The 22,703-nt window shown below is 46.0% G+C and carries 17 protein-coding genes, 6 tRNA genes and 2 pseudogenes; 13 read left to right on the top strand and 12 right to left on the bottom strand.

What is annotated here, in order from left to right; translation table 11 throughout:
* Positions 1-113: 113 nt before the first annotated feature.
* A complete protein-coding gene (locus K4H28_RS01555) occupies positions 114-1,739 on the top strand; it encodes a glycoside hydrolase family 3 protein (protein ID WP_221006522.1) in 1,626 nt (541 codons plus the stop codon).
* Positions 1,740-1,743: 4 nt separating this feature from the next.
* Here K4H28_RS01555 and K4H28_RS01560 read toward each other — a convergent pair whose 3' ends face one another.
* Positions 1,744-2,538, bottom strand: coding sequence for a helix-turn-helix transcriptional regulator (locus tag K4H28_RS01560; RefSeq protein ID WP_221006523.1), 795 nt, complete (start codon positions 2,536-2,538; stop codon positions 1,744-1,746).
* Between the two features lie 1,066 nt (positions 2,539-3,604).
* On the opposite strand from K4H28_RS01560, the gene K4H28_RS01565 reads away from it, so the two are divergent.
* The 5 genes from K4H28_RS01565 (at position 3,605) to K4H28_RS16890 (ending at position 9,210) form a co-directional block, all read left to right on the top strand.
* Positions 3,605-6,256 (top strand): glycosyl hydrolase family 18 protein, encoded by a 2,652-nt coding sequence (locus K4H28_RS01565; RefSeq protein ID WP_255573581.1) that lies wholly within the window; start codon positions 3,605-3,607, stop codon positions 6,254-6,256.
* 1,304 nt (positions 6,257-7,560) lie between these two features.
* Complete coding sequence (locus K4H28_RS01570; protein ID WP_221006525.1) at positions 7,561-7,992, top strand: disulfide bond formation protein B; 432 nt, start codon at positions 7,561-7,563, stop codon at positions 7,990-7,992.
* Complete coding sequence (locus K4H28_RS01575; protein ID WP_221006526.1) at positions 7,989-8,645, top strand: DsbA family protein; 657 nt, start codon at positions 7,989-7,991, stop codon at positions 8,643-8,645. The genes K4H28_RS01570 and K4H28_RS01575 overlap by 4 nt, the downstream gene beginning before the upstream one ends.
* A 181-nt stretch (positions 8,646-8,826) precedes the next feature.
* A complete protein-coding gene (locus K4H28_RS01580; RefSeq protein ID WP_221006528.1) occupies positions 8,827-9,003 on the top strand; it encodes a YchJ family metal-binding protein in 177 nt (58 codons plus the stop codon).
* A 102-nt stretch (positions 9,004-9,105) separates the two neighbouring features.
* Positions 9,106-9,210: a YnfA family protein gene (locus K4H28_RS16890; protein ID WP_444542512.1), complete on the top strand. Its 105-nt coding sequence runs from the start codon at positions 9,106-9,108 to the stop codon at positions 9,208-9,210.
* A 115-nt stretch (positions 9,211-9,325) separates the two neighbouring features.
* Here the strand turns inward: K4H28_RS16890 and cadR are convergent, their stop codons facing one another.
* Positions 9,326-9,760 (bottom strand): Cd(II)/Pb(II)-responsive transcriptional regulator, encoded by a 435-nt coding sequence (cadR, locus tag K4H28_RS01590; protein ID WP_255573582.1) that lies wholly within the window; start codon positions 9,758-9,760, stop codon positions 9,326-9,328.
* Between the two features lie 81 nt (positions 9,761-9,841).
* On the opposite strand from cadR, the gene K4H28_RS01595 reads away from it, so the two are divergent.
* From K4H28_RS01595 to K4H28_RS01625, 6 genes and pseudogenes are all read left to right on the top strand, one after another.
* Positions 9,842-12,079 (top strand): heavy metal translocating P-type ATPase, encoded by a 2,238-nt coding sequence (locus K4H28_RS01595; RefSeq protein WP_255573583.1) that lies wholly within the window; start codon positions 9,842-9,844, stop codon positions 12,077-12,079.
* Positions 12,080-12,299: 220 nt separating this feature from the next.
* Positions 12,300-12,505: pseudogene (locus tag K4H28_RS16895) on the top strand (DUF3703 domain-containing protein).
* A gap of 21 nt (positions 12,506-12,526) precedes the next feature.
* On the top strand, positions 12,527-13,066 hold the full coding sequence (gene lspA / locus K4H28_RS01610) for a signal peptidase II (protein WP_221006531.1): 540 nt from the start codon (positions 12,527-12,529) through the stop codon (positions 13,064-13,066).
* Between the two features lie 11 nt (positions 13,067-13,077).
* Positions 13,078-13,539, top strand: a complete 462-nt coding sequence (locus tag K4H28_RS01615) for a hypothetical protein (protein WP_221006532.1) — start codon at positions 13,078-13,080, stop codon at positions 13,537-13,539.
* Between the two features lie 70 nt (positions 13,540-13,609).
* A protein-coding gene (locus K4H28_RS01620; RefSeq protein ID WP_221004883.1) for an IS3 family transposase occupies positions 13,610-14,763 on the top strand; the annotation gives its coding sequence in 2 pieces (ribosomal slippage) (positions 13,610-13,850 and positions 13,850-14,763; 1,155 coding nt in all).
* Between the two features lie 75 nt (positions 14,764-14,838).
* Positions 14,839-15,678, top strand: a pseudogene (locus tag K4H28_RS01625) (phage integrase); the annotation flags it as partial.
* A 58-nt stretch (positions 15,679-15,736) separates the two neighbouring features.
* Here K4H28_RS01625 and K4H28_RS01630 read toward each other — a convergent pair.
* The 10 genes from K4H28_RS01630 to K4H28_RS01675 all read right to left on the bottom strand — a co-directional run bounded on the left by K4H28_RS01630 (position 15,737) and on the right by K4H28_RS01675 (position 21,423).
* Entirely contained in the window at positions 15,737-16,651 is a 915-nt protein-coding gene (locus tag K4H28_RS01630) for a hypothetical protein (protein ID WP_221006534.1), read from the bottom strand.
* A gap of 536 nt (positions 16,652-17,187) precedes the next feature.
* The gene (locus K4H28_RS01635) at positions 17,188-17,502 is read right to left on the bottom strand and encodes a hypothetical protein (protein WP_221006535.1); all 315 of its coding nucleotides are present in this window, start codon (positions 17,500-17,502) and stop codon (positions 17,188-17,190) included.
* Between the two features lie 2 nt (positions 17,503-17,504).
* Complete coding sequence (locus K4H28_RS01640) at positions 17,505-17,858, bottom strand: DUF6864 domain-containing function (RefSeq protein WP_221006536.1); 354 nt, start codon at positions 17,856-17,858, stop codon at positions 17,505-17,507.
* A gap of 600 nt (positions 17,859-18,458) precedes the next feature.
* On the bottom strand, positions 18,459-20,261 hold the full coding sequence (locus K4H28_RS01645; RefSeq protein WP_221006537.1) for a hypothetical protein: 1,803 nt from the start codon (positions 20,259-20,261) through the stop codon (positions 18,459-18,461).
* 518 nt (positions 20,262-20,779) lie between these two features.
* Positions 20,780-20,864 (bottom strand) — tRNA-Leu (locus K4H28_RS01650).
* Positions 20,865-20,920: 56 nt separating this feature from the next.
* Positions 20,921-20,994, bottom strand: a tRNA-Cys gene (locus tag K4H28_RS01655).
* Between the two features lie 45 nt (positions 20,995-21,039).
* A tRNA-Gly gene (locus K4H28_RS01660) sits at positions 21,040-21,115 on the bottom strand.
* Positions 21,116-21,135: 20 nt separating this feature from the next.
* Positions 21,136-21,211, bottom strand: a tRNA-Gly gene (locus K4H28_RS01665).
* Positions 21,212-21,231: 20 nt separating this feature from the next.
* Positions 21,232-21,307: transfer RNA gene (locus K4H28_RS01670), tRNA-Gly, on the bottom strand.
* A 40-nt stretch (positions 21,308-21,347) separates the two neighbouring features.
* Positions 21,348-21,423: transfer RNA gene (locus tag K4H28_RS01675), tRNA-Gly, on the bottom strand.
* Positions 21,424-21,737: 314 nt separating this feature from the next.
* Here K4H28_RS01675 and nadA point away from each other — a divergent pair.
* Complete coding sequence (nadA, locus tag K4H28_RS01680; protein WP_221006538.1) at positions 21,738-22,652, top strand: quinolinate synthase NadA; 915 nt, start codon at positions 21,738-21,740, stop codon at positions 22,650-22,652.
* Positions 22,653-22,703: the final 51 nt, after the last annotated feature.

Raw genomic sequence — 22,703 nt, forward strand, 5'->3', positions numbered from 1 at the left:
CCCTAGGCGAAGCTTTGCCTGCTGTTTTTACTATCGTCTATTTTTCTTGGTTTTAATTTTCGGGCGGGCGTTTTTTTGGCCGTCTGTTCATTCGCACACAAAGGATTTGTACCATGTTTGAACGCTATCGCGAGCAGGCCTGCCAGATGGTGGCTAATTGGTCTGTGGCAGAAAAAATCGGGCAATTGTTTATTCTGGCATTCCCCGGCAAAAACGCCGAAGCCGCCCGTATTTTGATCGAGCAATATAATCTGGGTGGCTGCTATCTGAGCCAAGATAACGCCGAAACGTTTGCCGAAGCGCGGCAATTAACACGGGCAATGGCGGCGATGGTGCAGCAGCGCGAGCATCATGTGCCCTTGCTGCTGGGCGTTGATCAGGAAGGGGCTTGGAGCGTGCTGACGCCGGCTTCCACCACGGGGCCGGGTAATCTGGCGCTCGGCGCGGCCAATCAAACCGAGCTAACGTCGGCGATGTATGCTGTGTTTGGCGAGCAAATGCGTTCGGCGGGGTTTAATTGTGTGCTCGGGCCGTGTTCCGATGTCAATTTAAAACCCAACTCACCCATTATCGATACGCGCGCGTTTGGCGAAGTGCCGACACACGTCGCAGCGCATGTGGCGGCGGCGGTGCAGGGTGGGCATCAGGGTGGCATTACCGTGTGTGCCAAGCATTTTCCGGGGCACGGCGATACCACGGGTGATACGCATCGCGAGATTCCGGTGGTGGATAAATCGTTTGAGCAATTGATGCAGCAAGACCTACTGCCATTTAAGGCGGCGGTCGATGCTGGCGTTGATCTGGTGATGACCTCGCACATTCGCTATCCGCAACTTGATGCGGCGCATCCCGCGACGCTGTCCGCACCGATTTTGCGCGTCGTGTTGCGCGAGCAGCTGGGCTTTGGCGGGATTGTGATTTCCGATAGTATGAATATGGGCGCGATCCGTCGCAATTACGCGCCCGTTGACGCGGCGCTGCTGGCGTTTAAGGCTGGTATCGACATGATGATGTTGTCTGAAGAGCATTACGATCACAATACGGCGTATTTGGATAATCAATTGGCGATGCTGGATGCAATTGTGGTTGAGGCGACTGCGGGGCGTTTTCCCGAGCTCGATAGTATCGTCAGCCGAGTTGTCGCCTTCAAACTAGCCCGTTTGCAGCCGATGGCCTTGTATCAAGATTTTAATCTGGCGGCGCATTTGGAAATCGAAAAACAGGCGGCGCAGGCAGCTGTGAAAATATTGCGCGACCCCGCGCAGTTATTACCGATTCAGGCCGATCAGCAGGTGGTGGTGATTCAAACTACGCCGCTGGCCGACTACGCCAATCTAATGAATCCGCGTGGCATCGGCCCCAATCAGGCGATCAGCGCCTTCGATTACTTTGCCGCAGAAATTAGCTTGCATCTGGAAGCGGATCGGTTGTTGATTCTTGATTATGCCGCGGCGCAGGCGTGGCTGCTCAATCAGGCGTCTTCATCGACCGCGCTGGTGCTGGCGGTAACGGAAAATTATCCGCTGCCCGGCGAGGATTTTCAGCAAGCGGCGTCGCGCGAGTTGGTTGATACTTTGCGTCGAACCGTGCCGCAGCAGCTGTTAATCGTGGGCTTACGTAGCGGCTATGAGGCGATGAATAGCGATGTGCCATATCTGTGCGCTTATTCCAGTCGAGAGTGTAGTGCGCGCGCAGCAGCCAGGGTATGTGCGGGCGAGATTCAATCTGTTTTAATTTAGCAGTCTATACCCCTGGGTAAGAGCCCAGGGTGATTAGATAATTTCGCAGATTAATGCCTTTATTGGTAATCCCCAATTTGGCGCGCAGGCTGTTGCGATGGTTTTCGACCGTCTTCGATGCCACGCTTAGGCTGGTCGCGATTTCTTTGGTCGACATGCCCACCTTAATAAATTTGGCCACCTGTACTTCAGAGGGTGTTAATAGCGCATACAAGCTGGCATCGATGTCGGCGTCGTCGTTCAGCGTTGACACAACCATGCCTTCGATTAAGTCCAAGCACATGCCCAAAATCGGGTCGGTGATCGAGGCTTTGATCTGGCGAATTTTGGGGAGATGCACATTACGAATCCGTTCGAGCAATTCGTCCATTTCGCCGCCATCTTGCCATTCGCGCACATCGCTGAGCGTTTCGGTTAGGCTGTAAAACTTCTCAAAATCAGGGTTGCTCAAGTGCGCGTCGTTTTCTTCTTCCTGCGAGCCTACTTCCAGATTCCACAATTGCTCATTGACGCGAAATAAATGCAGCTGCAGATTGCGATTGTAAAATTTCCAGCCATCTGCCCCTGTTACCGACGTTTTACTTAGCGCACTAATCGCCAGTAGATTGTCTTTTCCAATCAAAAACGTGAAGTCGTCCAGCCGTTTTGCGTTGTCGTGCGAGGGATAATTGTGAGACAGAATTTCGCCTGAACTAAAAAAGCTAATTATAAATATGTTTCTATACGACAGAACGTGTTGCAGCGCAGTAAGTTTGAGCTGCAAGGCGTTATTTGGCAAATCAGTAGTCAAGTTATTCATGATTAGCGTGTTTTTCGTGCGTTGGGCAGATAGTATCTCAGGGTTGGACAATAAACACTGTTGTGCGCTTATTAAGCTTAATTTATGGTCTTTCTTTGATTGTCTTGTTTGTGTGAGTAAGTATGACTCGATATTTGATTAATAGCGACGCTCTCATCTGATAAGGGGGTCAAAAAACGCATTAACCTAGTTGAGCAGACCTTGAGCTACCAAGTATTTACACCGCGTGGATGTTAACGCAGTTACAGCGGGTAAATTAGCGTAGGTTTTTACTCTGCAAGTTACTTTGTCGCTGTTTAATTGACCACAAACCGACAACTTTTCAATTTTCAATCTCTGGCGCTTGTGCCATTGGGGCCTGCGTCCGCTCTGGCCGACCTGTCGAAGTCAAAGCGTGAAAAACGAAAGGCCGCAAACCATCAGGTTGCGGCCTTTCGTTTTCGTGGGGCATGCTTGTGCTGCTCGGCCTTAGCGGTCACTCAAAATCTCTTTGTCAATAGCCCAAAATAATGTGCCACAACAACCTGAGAAATGTGAGGTGCTAGCCTTGGGTAATTATTATAAAAACCTGACTGGCTGCGTCTTAATTTTGAAACAAAAAAGAAAGTTTTTTGGCTAAGTAGCAATACTTCACTATTCAAATTTTGAAAAAATGTAAATTTATTTATGTAGTTTTTCCAACTTTGGAATACATTTTTTTTGACTCTAGTGGTACATAAGTATTTTCTAATTTTGCATGGCATCCAAATTTAAACAAATGTTTCATCTGGCTACCAAATGTATTCTACAGGGCATGTTGCCCTGTAAAAGATGGAATTGATAATTGGTTTGTAATGCACTAATTACTCAATTTCGCGCCTAAACAAAATGTAAGTGCATAGGAACGAACCAAGCTTGACAAGGTTATTACATTTGCAAATTAATGGATACACAACACCAGAATACGCCGACCAATTACCAAAGCGGGTGTTTGATACTGTCGATTTACTTACTGTTTTGTATGGGTTAGTAATGCCAGTGTCCAGCGCTAGGTCGCACACAAAATACAAAACATGGAGAATCCAGTATGTCACATTTCAACCGGTTTTTAATTACAGCCGTTCCGGCTGTATTGATGGCCGTATCTAGTTTTTCTTATGCCGCTGATGCATGGAAGGAAGGTGTTATCTATAGCGAAGGTTCAGTTGTTACTTATGCTGGAAGTGATTATCGAGCCTTAGCAACGCACACGGCATACGTGGGGGCAAATTGGAATCCTGCCGCTACAAAAACGCTATGGGTTTTGATCGGCGTGTCTTCTGCTACCTCGGCTCCCATAGTCAAGCCGACGTCGGTTCCGACTCGAACTCCAATGATAACGATCAAACCGACTTCGGTTCCGACTCGGACTCCAATGATAACGATCAAACCGACTTCGGCACCAACGACGACACCTATTGTGTCAAGCGCGAACCCGACTCTGAAACCAACTTCAGTACCTACAAGTCTACCGACTTCATCTCCAACTCAAACAACGGCAACACAAAAACCCACTCCTGCTCCAACTGTGATCCCTGCGACAGGGAATCAAGATCAATGCCGCCCTATTGGCCTTGTCTCTGAAGTACCAAACGTGCCTTATTGCACGGCTTACGATAGTAATCGCCGTGAAAAATTAGCAAATAACATGAAACGGCGAAGCATAGGCTATTTCATTAGTTGGAGAAATGGTGCAAATGATCAACCTACTTACTTGGCGGCAGATATTCCTTGGGGTGATATTACCCATGTAAATTACGCATTTGCCCATATCGATCAAAATTGGAAGGTTTCTGTAGGTGCTGATGGCCCGGAAAATCCTGCTACTGGTATGACTTGGGATAATAAAGGCCCTAAATATTCACTAGATCCATCTTTACCTTTCAAGGGCCACTTCAACATGCTAAATAAGCATGCTGATCCAAAAGGCGTAAAGTTGCTTCTTTCTGTAGGAGGATGGGCAGAAACGGGCGGATACTTCGATGATTCAGGGCAGCGAGTTAGCAGTGGTGGTTTTTATTCTCTAACGGTTGATGAGGTGACAGGTGAAGTTCGTCAAGATCGGATTGATATTTTCGCTAAGTCGGCAGCAGAATTCGTGACTAAGTATGGTCTAGACGGTATCGATATTGATTATGAATACCCTTCATCAATGTCGGATGCTGGTAGCCCAGATGACTGGAAGATTGCCAACAAACATCGTGGCAAGCTGTGGGATGGCTATATGGCGTTGATGAAAACTCTGCGCTTCGAGTTAGACAAAGCCGCTGCGGCTCAAGGAAAATACTATATGTTGACGATCGCCTCTCCATCGTCTGCTTACCTGCTGCGAGGTTTTGAAGGTTTTCAAGCGCTTAAGTACCTCGATTACGTAAATATCATGAGCTACGATTTGCATGGTGCATGGAACCAATTCGTGGGCCACAATGCAGCACTTTACGACACAGGAAAAGACAGCGAGATTGCTGATTCGAAGATTTACAATACCGCAGGTGATGGTAGTTATTACAATGCACAGGGTTACTTAAATATTGATTGGTCATATAAGTACTTCAGAACGGCATTGGCTGGTGGTCGTGTGAATATTGGTTTGCCTTATTACACCCGTGGTTGGCAAAACGTTGAAGGTGGAGCGAATGGTCTTTGGGGTACAGCTGCACTTTCGGATCAAAAAAAATGCAACATAGGTACAGGAGGGAATCTCGGTGCAGATGCATTAAGTCTGAAAGCAGGTGCACCATGCGGGTTTGGTGCGCAAGGCATCGATAATTTATGGTTTGATCAGGATAAAAATGGTAACGAGGTGTTTACAGGTCAAAATCCTCTGTGGCACGTCAATAACCTGCGTGATGGCTTGCCCACCCCATATGTTGACCTTTATGGCCATGATATGAACAAACCTGAGTCTAAAGTTCGCGGTCAATACATCGAGAACTATGACGATATAGCCCAATCTTCTTGGTTGTGGAATCCAACCACCAATGTTTTTTTGTCTACTGAAAATGAAAGATCATTCAAAGCAAAAGTGCAGTATGCTATTGACCAAGGGGCCGGCGGTATTATGTTCTGGGAGTTAGCGGGTGACTACAGCAAGCCTTCAGAAAATGGACTAGGTTACTATTATTTTGGTAATACATTGACTTCAATGGCTGGCAAGATGCTAAAAAATGCAACTTCTTATGGTGTCCAGGCAGGTGACGAGAAGTTCGTACAGCCTGCTGAACTGTTGGATGTTGCAGTTGATCTAGTTGGTTTCTTGCCAAAAGGTGAGGATAACTACCCAATTCAGATTGGCCTCAAACTGAAAAACAACTCAAATGTAGATTTGACTGGCGCTAAAGTTGCCTTTGATGTGTCGCCTTCGGCACCATTATCAGCTTCTACTGTTGGATTCTTGAAACCGTATGCTCCGCCTGCTGGTAAAGGAATTGAAAATTTAGTTGATATCTATAGTGGGGGTACTTGGAGTGCAACTACAGCCTCAAACAAAGTTGGTAATGTAGGCGGTTTGCCAAATGGTTTCCACCGTCCAGCCTACCAACTAAAACAAGGCACTGTAGGTAGCACTTGGGGTGTCGCTGATTTTGGTCCTGGTAAAACGATAACCATCGGCATGCGGTTGTTTATGCCAATTCCAGTTCCTACTAACTTTACGTTGACTCTAGCAAACGGTAAAGTCTATGGTATTAAGCGCAAGTAAGCTCTGCTCGCGAATAAATGCTACTGTTTTTAGCGTGGCATTTGTTGTGATAGTGTAAAAAATGATTAACACGATGCGATATAGTGCCAAAACAATACTAATTTGTGTAGAAGTCATTTGAACTGTATAGCTTTGAATAGTAATTCTACAAAAAGGCCTTAGATTACTTCTAAGGCCTTTTTTATGCGCAAAAATGGCTTTGTTGTACAAATCAGTTTTGGAACAAACAACCCCAAACTGTTGTGGCGCACTGAATTTGGCCACCGACTAAGGTTGTTTGGACTGGCCGATGTGTCGATGTAGAAGGTTGAAAAACGAGAGGCCACACACCCTCAGGTTGTGGCCTTTAGTTTTAGGGCGGTCATGCTTGTGCTGCTCGGCCAAAGCGGCCTTTAGCGAATCTGATAGTATGCAACGTAATTGTAAGAATACAACGCTTATATTTAGCTCTGCCTATTGATGAGTCCTCGCGAAACCATACTCAATTCATCAGCATTATTCGCAACAACTTAAAATATAACTTCAACTTATCCAATACAAAACTTGAGTGAATTACTGAAACAACGATAAAATTGGCACATGCAGAGCCAATACCGTGCAACCTCTTTTCGTAAAACGCAGATCGTGATCTTTTGTATCATGCTGTTTTGCGCATGGTTGCCCATATCCAATGCATTGTCTATCGCACATCAGCCATTGCCGGCCCAATTGCAAGTCCACAATCTATTGGATGTTAACGATTACAGCAAAGATGAAGCTGAGCAAAAGCGACAACTCCCTGGCCATTCACATGGTCACGTCAGCTTCGACCATACACATGCTCACCCCCAGTGGTTCACTATCCAATCAAATGTGAGTGCATCCACGCATTTCGCCTGGCCTCGCACCGACCAAACCGAACCTCATTCAGCCTCGATTAGCCCAGCAAAAAAACCACCTAAATTCCAATTCATGGCTTGATTTTCGCCGTATTACACGGCATTTCAACACTGAAATGGAATTTCTATGCTCCAAGCACTCACCATAGGCTCAATACGCCATCTGCGCACGTGTCAACGCACGCCTGCAATTCTAGCGTCCCAATCGCCTGAAAGTCGTAGCGGCACGAGGCCACGTCTCACAACCCAAAATCAGAGTCATTCCAGGTTTGCAGCGAAAGCCTCTTTCATTTCGCCAAACCAAAGAGCAACAAACACGTCCATTTAATTAATGACCATTCACGCAATCTTCCCCGCCACAGTCATCAGCTGGCGAATAGAGCAGAAGCGTGACGTAACTCATTTTTCTATTACCAGAGCCAAACTATGACGCCGTCTACTCAATCCCCCCAGTGGAGTTTGATCTTTTTCTGCTGGATTATTGCTGCTATTTCAACTTTAGGCAGTCTTTTCTTTAGCGAAGTAATGTCTATGCCGCCCTGCGTGCTGTGTTGGTATCAGCGCATTTTTATGTACCCACTGCTGTTTATTTTCAGTGTCGGCTTATTTCCGTTTGACGCGCGCTGTACCCGCTATGCACTGCCATTAGCTATCAGTGGCTGGCTGTTCGCGCTTTATCACACCCTGCTCTACAAGGGCTTTATCCCAGAAAACCTGCAACCTTGCTCGCAAGGTATTTCATGCGCCGACATGAAGCTGGAGCTATTCGGTGTTATCACCATCCCGCTTCTATCTTTAGTGGCCTTTTCCATCCTCATCACACTGCTGATTGCAGTACAAAAAGGAACAAATAAATGAAGAATTCAACTCTAATTATCAGTAGCAGCATTGCTCTAATCACCGCATTTGCGGTGGGTGCTTATATTTATACAAATCAGCAAAAACAAGAACAACAACAAATTGCCCAAAGTAGTGGGCAAGAACTAACTCGATTCGGTATGCCCTCTATCGGTGCTGCTGATGCGAAAGTCAATATTGTTGAATTTTTTGATCCTGCCTGCGAAGCCTGCCGCGCGTTTTATCCTGTCGTCAAAAACACCGTTAATTTCAATGGCGACAAAGTCAAACTCACGTTGCGCTACGCCACATTTCATCAAGGTTCAGATTACGTCGCCAAAGCACTAGAGGCGACACGCTTACAGAACAAATACTGGGAATCAGTCGAAGCAGTGCTGGCCTCACAACCCGAGTGGGCTGCACATGGTGCACCGCAACCCGAATTGATTTGGAATGCGCTGGCTCAAATAGGTTTGGATGTTGAAAAAGCCAAGCTCGATATGAATAGCCCACAAATCGCCGCTCGCCTAGCACAAGACGCAGCGGATGTCGTAACACTGAAAGTCCAAAAAACGCCAAGCTTTTTTGTAAATAGCAAACCGCTAACAACGTTTGGTGCAGACGCATTCAATGCTTTAGTGCAATCGGAAGTCGCTATCGCTTACCCAAAATGATTTGACCACGTGGGTAATAAATTTAATCTAATTGCCAAATAATATGGGTATATGTCAATAGGCATTATAAATGTTAAATTTAAGACATATACCCATAGTTAGCAACATTCAATTAAGAGTTACCTTGGTGTCTCAATGTCCTTGTGTTTCAAAAAAAGATTTAGCAAAATGCTGTACGCCAATGATTGCAGGTGCGCCAGTACATACTGCGGAAGCCATTATGCGTTCGAGGTATGCCGCGTTTGCAACCAAGCAGCTGGATCATCTTGAGCGTACGCACGCGACTGAAGTTAAGGCCGATTTAAACCGAGCTGAAGCCGAGTATTTGGCAGAAAGCGGTGAATGGAGCGATTTGTAAATCCTCAGTGCAAAATAAGACTGCGAAACCGAACAAGTCGAGTTTACTATTCGGCTTTGGCTGCGTAAAAATGGCTCTATTTGGTTACTATTTCCGGCCACGATCAGCCTAGTGCTTTTCATCTCGCTATTAACCTTGCACCCAGCTGCAAGTGGCAGAGTTTATGCCGCGTATGGCGGTGTTTACGTTGCAACAGCACTCGTATAGTTAAGCTTAGTGGATGGTGTGACGCTCTCTCTCGATCTCCGATTGGATTGGCGCTGCTGTTGCGCTTGCTGAGATGCAAATTATTGTAACTAGCTGGTCAAGTACCACTTAAACCTTAGCCTAGGTGCGTGTTCTTTTTATCTGATTTAGGTCCAATATCCATATCGGCCAAGCCTTGCAAAATACCGCAAGGATCAAGGCCCCGTTCGACTTGGCATTGCTGGCGTAAAACATTCAGCTGTTGCTTAAGCTGCTCCAGCTCTTTAATACGTACTTCAACATGTTCAATGTGCTCATCAAACACATTATTAATTGCGTGACAACCATCAATCGGCTGATCAGCTAAGCGCAGTAGCGTATGGATTTCTTCATGACTCATGTCCAAGGCACGGCAATTGCGAATAAAGCGCAGGCGTTCAAGATGCTCAGCACGGTACTCGCGGAAGTTACCTGCGGTACGCGCAGGCGCTGGCAGTAGCCCTTCTTTCTCATAAAAACGGATTGTTTCAACTGAGCATTGCGCGATACGCGCTAATTCACCGATTTTCATTTGCAGCTCGAAATAGTTATTGACTCTATAGTAACTTCAGAGTGTGTAATGTGCTTAATTATGTTTGATAGGTGCATGATCATGCCCAAGTACACGCGGTATCCGGACTCAACTAAAGATAGCTGGTGCGCAAAACTAGAAGCAGTATCGTGTTGTAGTGGTCATTCTCATGAGCACGGCGACGAGCATGCTCATGCACCTTTGATCCAACTCGCAGCGGCAAAAAACAGCCAAGATGGTGCACAGACCCCCATTCGCATTATGCAAATGGATTGCCCGACTGAAGAAGGCTTGCTGTGCAAAAAACTCGGCGGTATGGCGGGCGTGAATGGCATGCAGTTCAATTTAATGCAGCGCGTGTTAACCGTTACGCACGAGCCCGATCAGCTCGACGCGGTGCTGGCGGCGATTCGCTCGCTAGGTTTTACGCCAGAACTCGCGAGCGATGCTGCGCCAGTTGCCGAGCCCGCCAAACCATGGTGGCCTTTGGCTTTGGCGGGTATTGCCGCCATCGCCTCAGAAATAGGGCACTGGAGCGGCTTACCTCAGTGGAGTATTGCTGCACTGGCGATTGTCGCCGTTTTGGCTTGCGGCATCACGACGTATAAAAAAGGCTGGATTGCGATTCGCAATGGCAATTTAAATATCAATGCCTTGATGAGCATCGCCGTAACCGGCGCTTTTTTGATCGGTCAATGGCTGGAAGCGGCGATGGTGATGGTGCTGTTTACGATTGCCGAATTGATTGAGGCCAAATCGCTTGATCGTGCGCGCAGTGCGATTTCTGGCCTGATGCAATTAACGCCCGAATTGGCCACGGTGCAGCAAGCCGATGGTAGCTGGCAGGAGGTCGCCGCCAAATCAGTGCCAACACAAGCACGTGTGCGGATTAAACCAGGCGAACGGATTGCACTTGATGGCGTTATCGTCAGCGGGCAATCGAGCATTAACCAAGCGCCGATTACTGGCGAGAGCTTGCCGGTCGAAAAAACCATCGGTGATGCGGTTTTTGCTGGCACGATTAATGAATCAGGTTCGTTTGAATATACAGTTACGGCGGCGGCAGGCGACAGCACCTTGGCGCGAATTATTCATGCGATTGAGGCCGCGCAAGGCGCACGCGCGCCGACGCAGCGTTTTGTCGATCAATTTGCCCGTGTGTACACGCCAATTGTGTTTGCGATTGCGCTTGGTATTGCTATCGTGCCGCCGCTCTTTTTCGGCGGTGAGTGGCTCGCGTGGATTTACAAAGCGCTGGTGTTGCTGGTGATTGCTTGCCCGTGTGCTTTAGTGATTTCAACGCCGGTGACGATAGTCAGTGGCCTTGCCAAAGCGGCGCGCCAAGGAATTTTGGTTAAAGGTGGCGTGTATTTAGAAGAAGGCCGCAAGCTGGCTTGGTTGGCACTGGATAAAACCGGCACGATTACGCATGGCAAACCAGTGCAGACTGATTTCATCGTGCTCGGTTCGCACGAGGGGTCTGAGGTACACAGCCTCGCCGCTAGCTTAGCGAATCGTTCCGACCATCCAGTTTCACGTGCCGTCGCGCTGGCAGCAAAAGACATCGCACTGCAAAACGTCAACGATTTTGAAGCCCTCGCCGGACGCGGTACGAAGGGCATCATCAACGGCCAGCAATATCATCTGGGCAATCATCGGCTGATCCATGAATTAGGCTGGTGTTCACCCGAGCTAGAAACGCAACTCTTTGCGCTAGAACAGCAAGGCAAAACGGTCATCTTGCTCGCCAATGAAGTCGGTGTCATGGCGCTGTTTGCCGTTGCTGACACCGTCAAAGACAGTAGCCGCCTAGCTATTGCCGAGCTACATGACTTGGGCATCAAAACCATTATGCTGACCGGCGATAATGCCCATACGGCGCGTGCGATTGCCGATCAAGTGGGCATCGACGAAGCGCGCGGTGATTTACTGCCCGAAGACAAACTCAAAGTAATCGAAGATAAGCTGGTCAGTGGCGCTGGCAAAGTCGGCATGGTTGGCGATGGCATTAACGACGCGCCAGCGTTGGCACGTTCCGATATTGGTTTTGCCATGGGGGCTGCCGGCACTGGCACCGCGATTGAAACTGCGGACGTGGCGCTGATGGATGATGATTTACGCAAATTACCGCGCTTTATTCGCCTATCACGGCAAACACATGCCATCTTGCTACAAAATATTGCACTGGCCGTGGGAATTAAACTGTTCTTTTTGATTCTCACACTGACTGGTAATGGCACGATGTGGATGGCTGTTTTTGCTGATGTTGGCGCGAGTCTATTGGTTGTCGCTAACGGCTTACGATTATTACGACAATAGAACGCAAAATTAGATTGCATTCCTTTAACGCAGAAAGCGCAGCCATGAGTGAGTACCAATGCAGATTGATGTGCGGTGTATGTACGTTGACTAACTGAAGCACCAAGTTGTGCCTGAATCTCGACTCGCTTTGAGTTTCAATCAGGCCATTTCTACAGGCAAAGCATAACTGAAGACGGGTAATTTTTCGGCAGCATTTTGCCATTTAGAAAATGCACATATTCTTGGCCAGCAACAGATGTTGTGGCATTGGGCTGTGCATTTCTGGATGCTGCGCGTGGCTATTGCCCAGCAAGATTGGCCAGAAGCTGCGGGGCAAATTTGGCGCATTATCCTCACCCCACTGGGTCACTAATAGGGCGTTTACCGCAAGGCAATACCGGACGCTCCAACGTGAATGCGTTTACCCCAATGCCTATTCCTTAAGCACTACAACAGATACTCGATATGAATACAAGCAGTACGAATTCAGCCACTTGCAGTGAATTGATTACACCGTTGGAGAGCGCGTATAGCTCTAAACCGTTATTCCTCGTCTGGGTTTTTCTAGCCTGTATGCTGACCCTCTTTGATCAGGCGATCAAAATCAGTACCGCATCGCTGTTACCATTGAACGGCAGCATGGCAATTACGCCATGGTTTAACTGGGTGCATGTTTTAAATCCGGGTGCGGCGTTTTCATTTCTCGCTGATGCTAGCGGTTGGCAGCGGCACTTTTTCACCATTGTGGCGGGCGTTGTCTGTACTTATTTGCTCTGGTTATTGTGGCGCGGGCTGAGAAGCAGACTAGAAACCATCGCTTACATTTTTATTGTTGGCGGTGCGTTAGGCAATGTAATTGACCGCATCAGAATCGGTGCGGTGGTCGATTACTTAGATTTCCACTGGCAGACATGGCATTGGCCAGCGTTCAATCTGGCCGATATTTTCGTAGTACTCGGCGCTTTATTGATGGTGATTTCGGCCATCTACCACCAAGAAAAATAAAGAATCAAACAATGAAAACCCATCATTTTATCTTCCTGTCCCTCGGTTTTTTAACCAGTTCATTAGTCGTCGCAAACGATGAAATGCTAAATCGTCCTGTTACGCTACAGAGTGAGTCTATTCTCATCGATGTGCTCTCTGTAACCCTACAACATGCAATCATCACTTCGAGCGCGTACCAAGGTAGCAATCCAAGTTTGAAACGTCTGGCCAAGCAAGAAATAAGTAAACGCCAGCAAGACTTGCAACGATTACATCAACTCAGTAAAACCCAAGTGCCTACCTTAAAGTCATCTACAAACCTCAACAATAATGACCTCAACTACCAAAAGTCGATGCTACAAAATCACGCTAGACTCATTGAGTTAGCTGAATTTGGTTCAAGTTTGAAACTCTCAAATCCAATTCGACGTTACTTGAGGTCATTATCAGGCGATGTAACATCTGAACTTTCTATTCTGAACAATTTTTAAGGTTTCTATGAATCGCCCCGGGTTTCCTAGACACCTAAAGAGCCTCAAAATGAGGTAATTAGGAGGTCTTATGAGCAAATCTAATCGCTACACCGAAGAGTTCAAAATCGAAGCCGTCAAGCAAGTGACAGAACGCAACTATCCTGTCGCAGAAGTCGCTGAGCGACTGGGGGTTTCAGGGCATAGCATCTACAGCTGGATTAAGCGCTACGCCACGCCTTTACCAGAACAACCGCAAACAACTACTCAGCAGGATGAAATTCGGCAACTAAAAGCTGAACTACGTCGAGTAACTGAAGAGCGTGACATCCTAAAAAAGGCCGCCGCGTACTTTGCCAAGCTATCCGGGTAAGGTACGCCTTCATTCGTGACCATCAAGCACTACATCCAGTTCGACGGCTCTGCCAGATGATGCAAGTCCATCCCAGCGGCTACTACGCTTGGCTGCAACGACCACAATCATTGCGCACGATTGATGACCAGCGCTTGACTGGCATCATCACTGAAGCGTGGCAAGAAAGCGGCGGCGTCTATGGTTATCGCAAGATTAATGATGACTTGCGTGATATGGGCGAACAATGTGGCAAGCATCGCGTCGCGCGCTTAATGCGCTTAGCTGGCCTTCGTTCACAAACAGGCTATCGTCGTCGACGTGGTTTTTATGGTGGCAAGCCCACCGTAACGGCACCAAACCATTTGGCTCGGCAATTCAATGTCGATACACCTAATCAGGTTTGGGTGACTGACATTACCTATATTCGCACACACGAAGGTTGGCTTTATTTGGCCGCAGTATTGGATTTGTTCTCAAGACAGGTTGTTGGTTGGTCGATGGGCGCGCGGATGGACCGTGAGTTGGCGATTAAAGCTTTATTAATGGCGGTTTGGCGACGTCAGCCCAAGCAAGAGGTCTTAGTGCATTCGGACCAAGGCAGCCAATTCAGTAGTTATGATTGGCAGGATCTACTGCGTGTGCATAATTTAAAACCGAGCATGAGTCGGCGTGGCAATTGCCATGACAATGCGGTCGCGGAAAGTTTCTTCCAGCTATTGAAGCGGGAACGAATCAAACGACAAACCTACCGTAATCGAGAGGAGGCACGTCGAGATGTGTTCAATTATATCGAGATGTTTTACAACCCCAAGCGCCGCCATAGTTTCAATAATGGGCTATCACCAGTAGAGTATGAAAAGCAGTATTTCGAAAGGCTCGGCAGTGTCTAGAAAACTCGGGGCGATTCAAAGGCCGAGTACCAGCAAAAGCCGGACTGGACACCAGTTAAAAAAGATCAAAGAAGACTTAGCGAACTTTGCAAAAAATGGTTTGAAAACCATGGGCAATCTTTAAAAGATGGTTTGAACCGCCAAAAAAAGCTGCTCAATATTTGTGAGAAGCTTGGAAATCCAATTGCATCAAATTTTAAACCAAGTGACTTTGCAGATTTTCGTAACAGACGAATTGAAGAGGGCGCAAGCGAAAACACAATCAATCACGATCATGCTTATCTGAAATCAGTGTTTAGCGAGTTAATCAAAACTGGAGAATGGAACGGCGACAACCCGTTAAAAAGGGTAAAACCGCTTAAATTTGACGAACGTGAAATGAGTTTTTTGACTACTGAGCAAATCAGTGAGCTTTTGATACTGCTGGAACAGCAAAAAAACATCCATGTAAAATTGATAACAAAAGTATGCTTGAGTACTGGCGCGAGGTGGGGAGAGGCTGAAGGTCTGCGGCTTGGCCAGATTGTAAATCATGCGATACGATTTAATCAGACAAAAAGCGGAAAAATTCGAACTGTACCGATTGCTGTGGACTTAGAAAAAGAGCTAAAAGAGCACTACAAAGCACATGGCAAGGTTGAAAAACTGTTTGAGCCGAGTTACAACTGTTTTTGTAACACTCTTACTCAAACATCGTTTACGCTGCCTGAAGGACAAGCAACTCATGTTTTACGCCATACATTCGCAAGTCATTTTATGATGAATGGTGGCAACATCTTAACGCTTCAAAAGTTACTCGGTCATTCAACATTAACAATGACGATGCGTTATGCTCATTTGGCACCAGATCATCTAAACGAAGCAAGAGATTTGAATCCTATAACAAAGATTTTTCAAAAAGACGAGCATATCTAGGATTTGAATAAGTTATGTCTAAATTGCTTAAATATTCAGCGATATTGATGCCATCTGTTTAAGCATCAAGCAGGGTAGCAAGCACCTCTTTTGCAAGTAGAACCCTGTCATGTCTTCTAATCATGTGGTAGTCCGGATTTTGAATTAGCCTCTCGAACAAATAGTAATCGAATTGTATTTCTTTCTTGTAAATATCGACGATCTTGCTGTTTTTCTGCCGCGAAACCACTAATTCCATTGTTTCGATCAAGCGAGCATTTTCAGAGTCCTTTTTGAAACGATGTTGAATGAAGCTTAACTTGATGTCGACAAACAGTTTTTTTTCTCCAGGCCTATCATTGCTTGTTACACGTCCATTATCGCCAACACAAGCCTCAGGAGCGAGTTTCATGATCGCATGGGAGAGAGTAGTGTTACCGCCAACTTTCTGACCAAATAGGTCTGTAGCGTCTGACATATATGCAAAAATCCACGGTATATTACGCAGTGTGGCACCTGTATACATGTACCCTTGCTCCCCTTTGTATCTTTCAAGCATCCCTTTTAAAGAATTCGAAGAAAATTCAATCCCCGTTTCCTTTTCGATGATGTGAACAACAAGGTCGAATTTCTCAATTAATAGCTGCAGAATTTTTCTAGGTGTACCATCGAACTTCTTTTTGCGGTCTGTTTTCTTGTGTTTACGCGGCTTAAAGTATGGGCAGTTGTCACGAGCCTCGGAGTTACTATATGCGATGCCTTTAATGTCAGATGTTGTATGCTTTCCAAATGGGCTTTGGACGTTTGATGGAAGATTGTAAAGCCCTATTAATTGAATAGGGTTATCACAGGCAGGGCATACTGCGAACTGGGATCGTGTTTTGCCTGAAACTTCTTGATACCATGGCTCACGGCAACGAGTTTCCTCTTCGAAACTGTCCTTATTTATCATTTTTGATGAAGTATGCTCAATACTTAGTTTGTAGACGTCCATTTGGTTTGACCCCTGATTCATTGTATTTGGCTGAGACTGTAGCTAATGTAAGAAAATATGCTGGTATATTCTTCCATTCAAGAAAATCCATCTATTTAATAAAAATCTCTTAGCCTAATCATGCCTGAAACGAATCTACTGCCGCAATGACAGGTTGCTTTTAGTGGGTATTCTTACTGCGAGAAACGAGAAAAAAGAGTATCGCTAGAGTGATAAACACCAACAAGCCCATGGCAGGTGAAAATGCAGTGACACTCATGTTAACTTCATGCGTTACGCCGAAGTGCAAAATCTTACTCGATTTATCCACCCAAACTGATCGAACATCGCCACCCCGCATACTAATTCCACCACCATCAAACGAGGGTTAATGCTCCGTTGAAACAACGGGGTGAAACTGAGCGACAGGACGCAGTCGGCCAAAATCGAACTATTTGCATATTGCAAAAACGATCGTTTGTGGTGCGATGAAGACGGTAAACTTCAGTTTGGAGCGTGGTGTCTAAGATAGATAAATTTAGGGCGTATTTAAATCTTTATTTTCCTTTACCAAAAGCGTACCCGAGTGCCAATGTAATTATTGGTACAAAAATACTCCACACTTTTATAATTGAATCTAAAATATTTTTGCCATATGTAGGGTCAAAAAATGATTGGGCAAAAAAACATAGACTAATAGTTAATGCTATACGAAAACTCCAAGTTATTGTCATCCATACAAAAGAGTCTTTCGCGTTTTTCCCAGTACCAATATGTTGTGCTATTACACCAGTAATTTCTTTTTTAGCAAATTTACCATTTTGTGAATCTTCAACACTTTCTTCTTCCGTAGTACTTTTAATTTTTGCCATTCTTATTTTTCCGAAATCAAAAATGAATATTGAAACTCTCTAGAATGTTCACCTGATTTTACGTGGAAATTAACAAAAAATTCAGATTCAGGGTCGCCAAATGTACCAACTTCAATTGGGTTTTTATTTCCTTGGCCTGTTTTACTTGAGAAATTATATAGATTAATAATCATTTCTTCATCGCTAATTACTTCAGACTTGAATCTTGCTTTTCCATCTTCTGTTGTTGAGAAAATATATTTCAAAGATAGGCCATCTATAAAGAAAGATATTTCATTTTCTGAGGTTCGTATTGTGCCTGATTTTATTACTTTATACTTTCCAGTCTTTATCTCAAATTCAATGTTATTCGACAATTTGAAAATCCTTTCAGTTTTAAAATATTGTTTATTATACCATCTGTGTAAATTTATTAACTATATGTATTTTACTTTGGTGGAGCAGGATTAACTTCGAAATTATTATTGCGGCGCATGTATTCCTAGTAAAGAACTCTTTACTGCCCTGCTAGTCGCCACAGGGCGGCTAGTGCTCAAAGGCAGCACAAAATAATAAAGCTTTGTCACGGTTAATGGCTAGGGGGGGGGCGTTAGCTGCATGTTGTAGCAACACAAAACCTATGAGTGGCCGCCGTGGGGCTATTCAGTTGAAAAAGTCGGTCGCTTGCTGCGAGGGGCAAAAATTCATGCAAAACTCTAGTAAATTTGCACTTTATATAAGCAAAATCATGCCTATTTGCTGAATTATTGATCAGTTTTTGGGTGTGTTTGTCATGGTGCAGGAGAGAAGCTGAGTTTCTCAACAGAATAGGTCGGGTTCTGACATTCAAGCACTGGATAAATGCATAAGTGCAAGTGGCGACACCTATACGAATGGGTGGATAAATTGATAAGAATCTGCAAAAGTGTAAGGCACATACTGGCATGCCAATACTAAGCGGACTGGTTATTTTAGAGTCAGACTCGATATGCATTTTTTCTAGATGATCGAGTTTTTTTGCTGTGTGACTTCCGATTATGCGTGCTTTGGTGGGTACTGACGATATTAACCACTTCACCCTTGGAATCAATCGGTGCGGGGTCAAGTGCGAGGTAGATGTAGCTTGGTTCGAGCTTTAGTCCCTGGGCCGGATAAGTTCTAACAATTCGCCGGTTCTCTATATCGAAGGTGAAACCATCGAACAAGCACGCCTCGGCAATCAGTGGATTTTGCTGATGTAACCAGAGAAAATTTTGCCTTGTCCAGGCCAGCACCGCTCTTTGAAGTGGTTGACTCTCCTTGTCACCGCCGTCCTGCCTGATAGTTAACCCCATCACGTTCAAGCAAAAGCCAAGAATCTTAGCTGCCTTGAAGTTGGGAAAGCGCTTCATCTCTACAATCTCGTCGTATAAAAGACGCCGTACCTTGAATCTCACAACTTTTCCGGCATGACCGAGATCTTCATAGTTGAACAGTTTGCCCCACAAAGAGCTGTGCTGAATCGACCAGCACAATAACCTTGGCGATCTGACTTGCGATGCGTGGAAGATCAGCTCGAAGATCATGCTGGCTATGTGATCGTAGAAGGTCTCGCGCATATGGCCTTGATTCTCTCTCACACGAATGTGTAGATGATCGGGAACCCCCTTTTCATCAAGAATTTTGATCGCGTCCTTGACGAACTCGACGACAATTCGAAGACGATTGTATAAGTCAGAGTCCCAGGCACTAGCGAGTTCATTCAACGTGTCGAGGTCGGAGGCCGCGTTTTCGATGTAGCCTTTCGCTCGATATAGCACGAACGAATGGCTTACTCCCCCCTCATTAACGTAGCTGCGGAAGGTCATCAACACCATCCTGCAGTAAGCCTCCCACTGTTCTGCGTCCCATTTCCTCTTGCCGTATATGTCGGGGTCAAGGAGAGTTCCGATCGTTTCGACCATTTGATAGTTGGCAAACATCGCCTGGCTAAGTGGCTTGTGATAGCCGATCAGGCCTGACTCATAGCCCTCAGTCTCGTGATAGAGGAAAGAGTCCTTGTTTGCCAGTGCCTCGTGCACTATGTTCTTGGCGAAAGTCTCTATCTGGATTGCATGCTTCTTCATGTCAGCCATTGCTTGGAACAAGGCTAGTGCGGTGCCCGGCGACGATTGGACGATTGCACGGCATAGTCTCTTGTCTGCGATGAGCAGAATCAGATCGTTGGCGTAACCCTCAACCTTCTGCAGGGTCTTCTTTCCCTTGTCTTCACGCTCAGGTCGATGGTATTCCAGTCTGTCTCTATCTGTGGCATAGCGGACTAGCGCCTGGGCAGAGTAGGAGAGTTCGTCAGCGATGACGGCGAGCTCTGCAGATGAACCTTTGAGGATGAATCGATACAGGGTCTGTGCGTAGTTTTCAGAGTTATGTCGACCGTAAATGGGCGGACGGATGAACGCGAACCACGTCCATGTGAGGAATGTTAGAAGGAACAGTCCGCCTAGGATCGCTTGCCACGATGCAGGCGTTAGGAAGTCGCCCTTTGGTACCAACCACTGCTCCGCTCGCCAGAGGTCCGTAAGCAGTGTCAGAACGCCTACAGATGTGACGACCGAAAAAGTAATGCCTTGCAGTGGGATGGGGGCGGATCTGATTCGGAATCGATAGCGGACGTCGGCAATTGTCCAGGCCAACACCATGAGCGCAAGACCCGCAAGAAATTCAGAGAAACCAAAAAATTTTTGCCCATTAACATCGAGTGGAATAAAGCAAACGCCCCACATGCATTGTTCTGCGCCCATCAGGCCATCCTCTTATGACGTACAAATATAAGTTGCATTAATGATCATTTGTTGCAAATTGCAGTGGTCGCTACTTGCCGACTCGGCCTCTCACTTAGTTTAGCCTGACGTGACTTAGCCAAGCATTCATTATTTGTGTGGCCGAGGCGAAATTAGTTACCGAGTTAAACTCACAGTAGATTATGCAGTAACTGTTATGTAGTGAATTGTAAAGGTATAGTCAGTGCAAGAATGATATGACTGATAAAAACAGATGGTTTTTTTCAAAGATATTAGAGAGTGGAGTTGTAATGGCATTCTCGAACTACATAATGATTTGCAAACTATGGCAGAGTCGGATCACGTAGTTTTCAAAATTTTATTGAACAAGTAGATGGTATCTATCTTGTGGAGAAGATTGCAATAATTGATGGGAGTACGAAAAACCAAAAACCTACGTTGTAGGTCTGTCGTAGCTTTAATAAGCTAGACATAAAAAAAGGGTCTACACATTTAGCGTAAACCCTTGATTTTATTAGTGGTGCTCGGAGCGGGACTTGAACCCGCACACCTTGCGGCGAGGGATTTTAAGTCCCTTGTGTCTACCAATTTCACCATCCGAGCGCTGGGCATTACTGCTTCAGCATTTTTTAAAATTCGAAATGTCGAATTTTACTGTTTGGAGGCGGAGGTCGGAATCGAACCGGCGTAAACGGCTTTGCAGGCCGCGGCATAACCATTTTGCTACTCCGCCAGGAGTCTTGCTAATTGATGAAAAAAAACTTCATCAATCAATATGTGGAGCGGGATAAGAGACTCGAACTCTCGACCTATACCTTGGCAAGGTATCGCTCTACCAACTGAGCTAATCCCGCATCATGTTTGCTACAAATTTTGGAGCGGGATAAGAGACTCGAACTCTCGACCTATACCTTGGCAAGGTATCGCTCTACCAACTGAGCTAATCCCGCATCATGTTTGATGCAAATTTTGGAGCGGGATAAGAGACTCGAACTCTCGACCTATACCTTGGCAAGGTATCGCTCTACCAACTGAGCTAATCCCGCATCACATGTGCTGATGCTATGTACTACGCCATTTAATTTGTGGAGCGGGATAAGAGACTCGAACTCTCGACCTATACCTTGGCAAGGTATCGCTCTACCAACTGAGCTAATCCCGCATCCGTGTCTGCATTTCATCTGATTTGCAGAGGAGGCGAATTATGGACAAGGGGCGCGGCGGTGTCAAGTCTATGCGTGATTTTTTTTGCTTATTAGGAGTGTGAATCTTGAAATTAGTGGTATTTAGGACTGAGTTTGCGGTGGCTGGCGTGATAATATTCGGTGATTGATTCGATGTGTTTTAGTAAAGACAAAAGTTCTTCCACTTTGTTTTGCGCTTATCGCTCATGTATTGCGTGGCCTTTGCGTATGAAAACTTTTGTGCTGTTACTCAGTGCATCGCCTTTGTGATTTGCTTATATGAGGATCGCCCATGACCCGCGTTGTCACACTTGCTCATTATTATACCGCCCCTGAAATTCAGCAAATGGCGGATAAGGTTGGCGATAGCTTAGAGTTGTCTTTGTTTGCGCGTGATGCGGATGCCGACATTATTGTGTTTGCTGGTGTTCGTTTCATGGCTGAAACGGCTAAGATTTTGAATCCGAATGCAACGGTGATTTTGCCCGATGCCGGTTCAACCTGTTCTTTGGTAACACAAACCGACGTTAGTGCATTGAAAGCGTGGCGTGAATCTTATCCTGATCATGTGCATGTTTCATACATCAATAGCTCTGCAGAGCACAAAGCATTGAGCGATTGGATTGTGACTAGCCGCAACGTCGATGACATCATTGCGCACCTGTATGCCGAGGGTAAAAAAGTTATTTTCTCGCCGGATTACAATATGGGCGGGTATTTGAATTATCAGCATGGCTACGATATGCCACTGTGGTCGGCGGTGTGTGAGGTGCATGATAAATTTAATCAGGCTGCGCTGGATGAGGCCTTCGCCGCATGTACGACGGCCAAATACCTAATTGCCCATCCAGAAAGCCCCTTACCCGTGTTGAAATTGGCTGATTATGTGGGCTCTACGTCGGGTATGTTGAACTGGATTAAGTCATACGATAAAGAGCCTGATGGCGTGATCTTCGTCGCGACTGAAGACGGTATTTTGTACAATATGCGTTTGGCGCGCCCCGATTTGAATATCGAACAAGCGCCGATTTACGCCGGTTGCCAGTGCAATTCATGTCCGTATATGAAGATGAATACCATCAACGCGGTGAAAAATGCGCAAGCCGGAAAGGGCACGGTGATTGATTATCTAACGCCTGCAGATATGGATGCCGCGCGTTTGCCGATTGAACGGATGTTGGAATTTTCAAAACGCTATTATGCTTAATTGCTAGTTGCTGCTAGATAAGGGTATTTGATTGTAGGTATTGTTAAATAT

Origin of the sequence: Deefgea tanakiae, assembly GCF_019665765.1 — a bacterium.
In the GTDB taxonomy this organism is placed as follows: domain Bacteria; phylum Pseudomonadota; class Gammaproteobacteria; order Burkholderiales; family Chitinibacteraceae; genus Deefgea; species Deefgea tanakiae.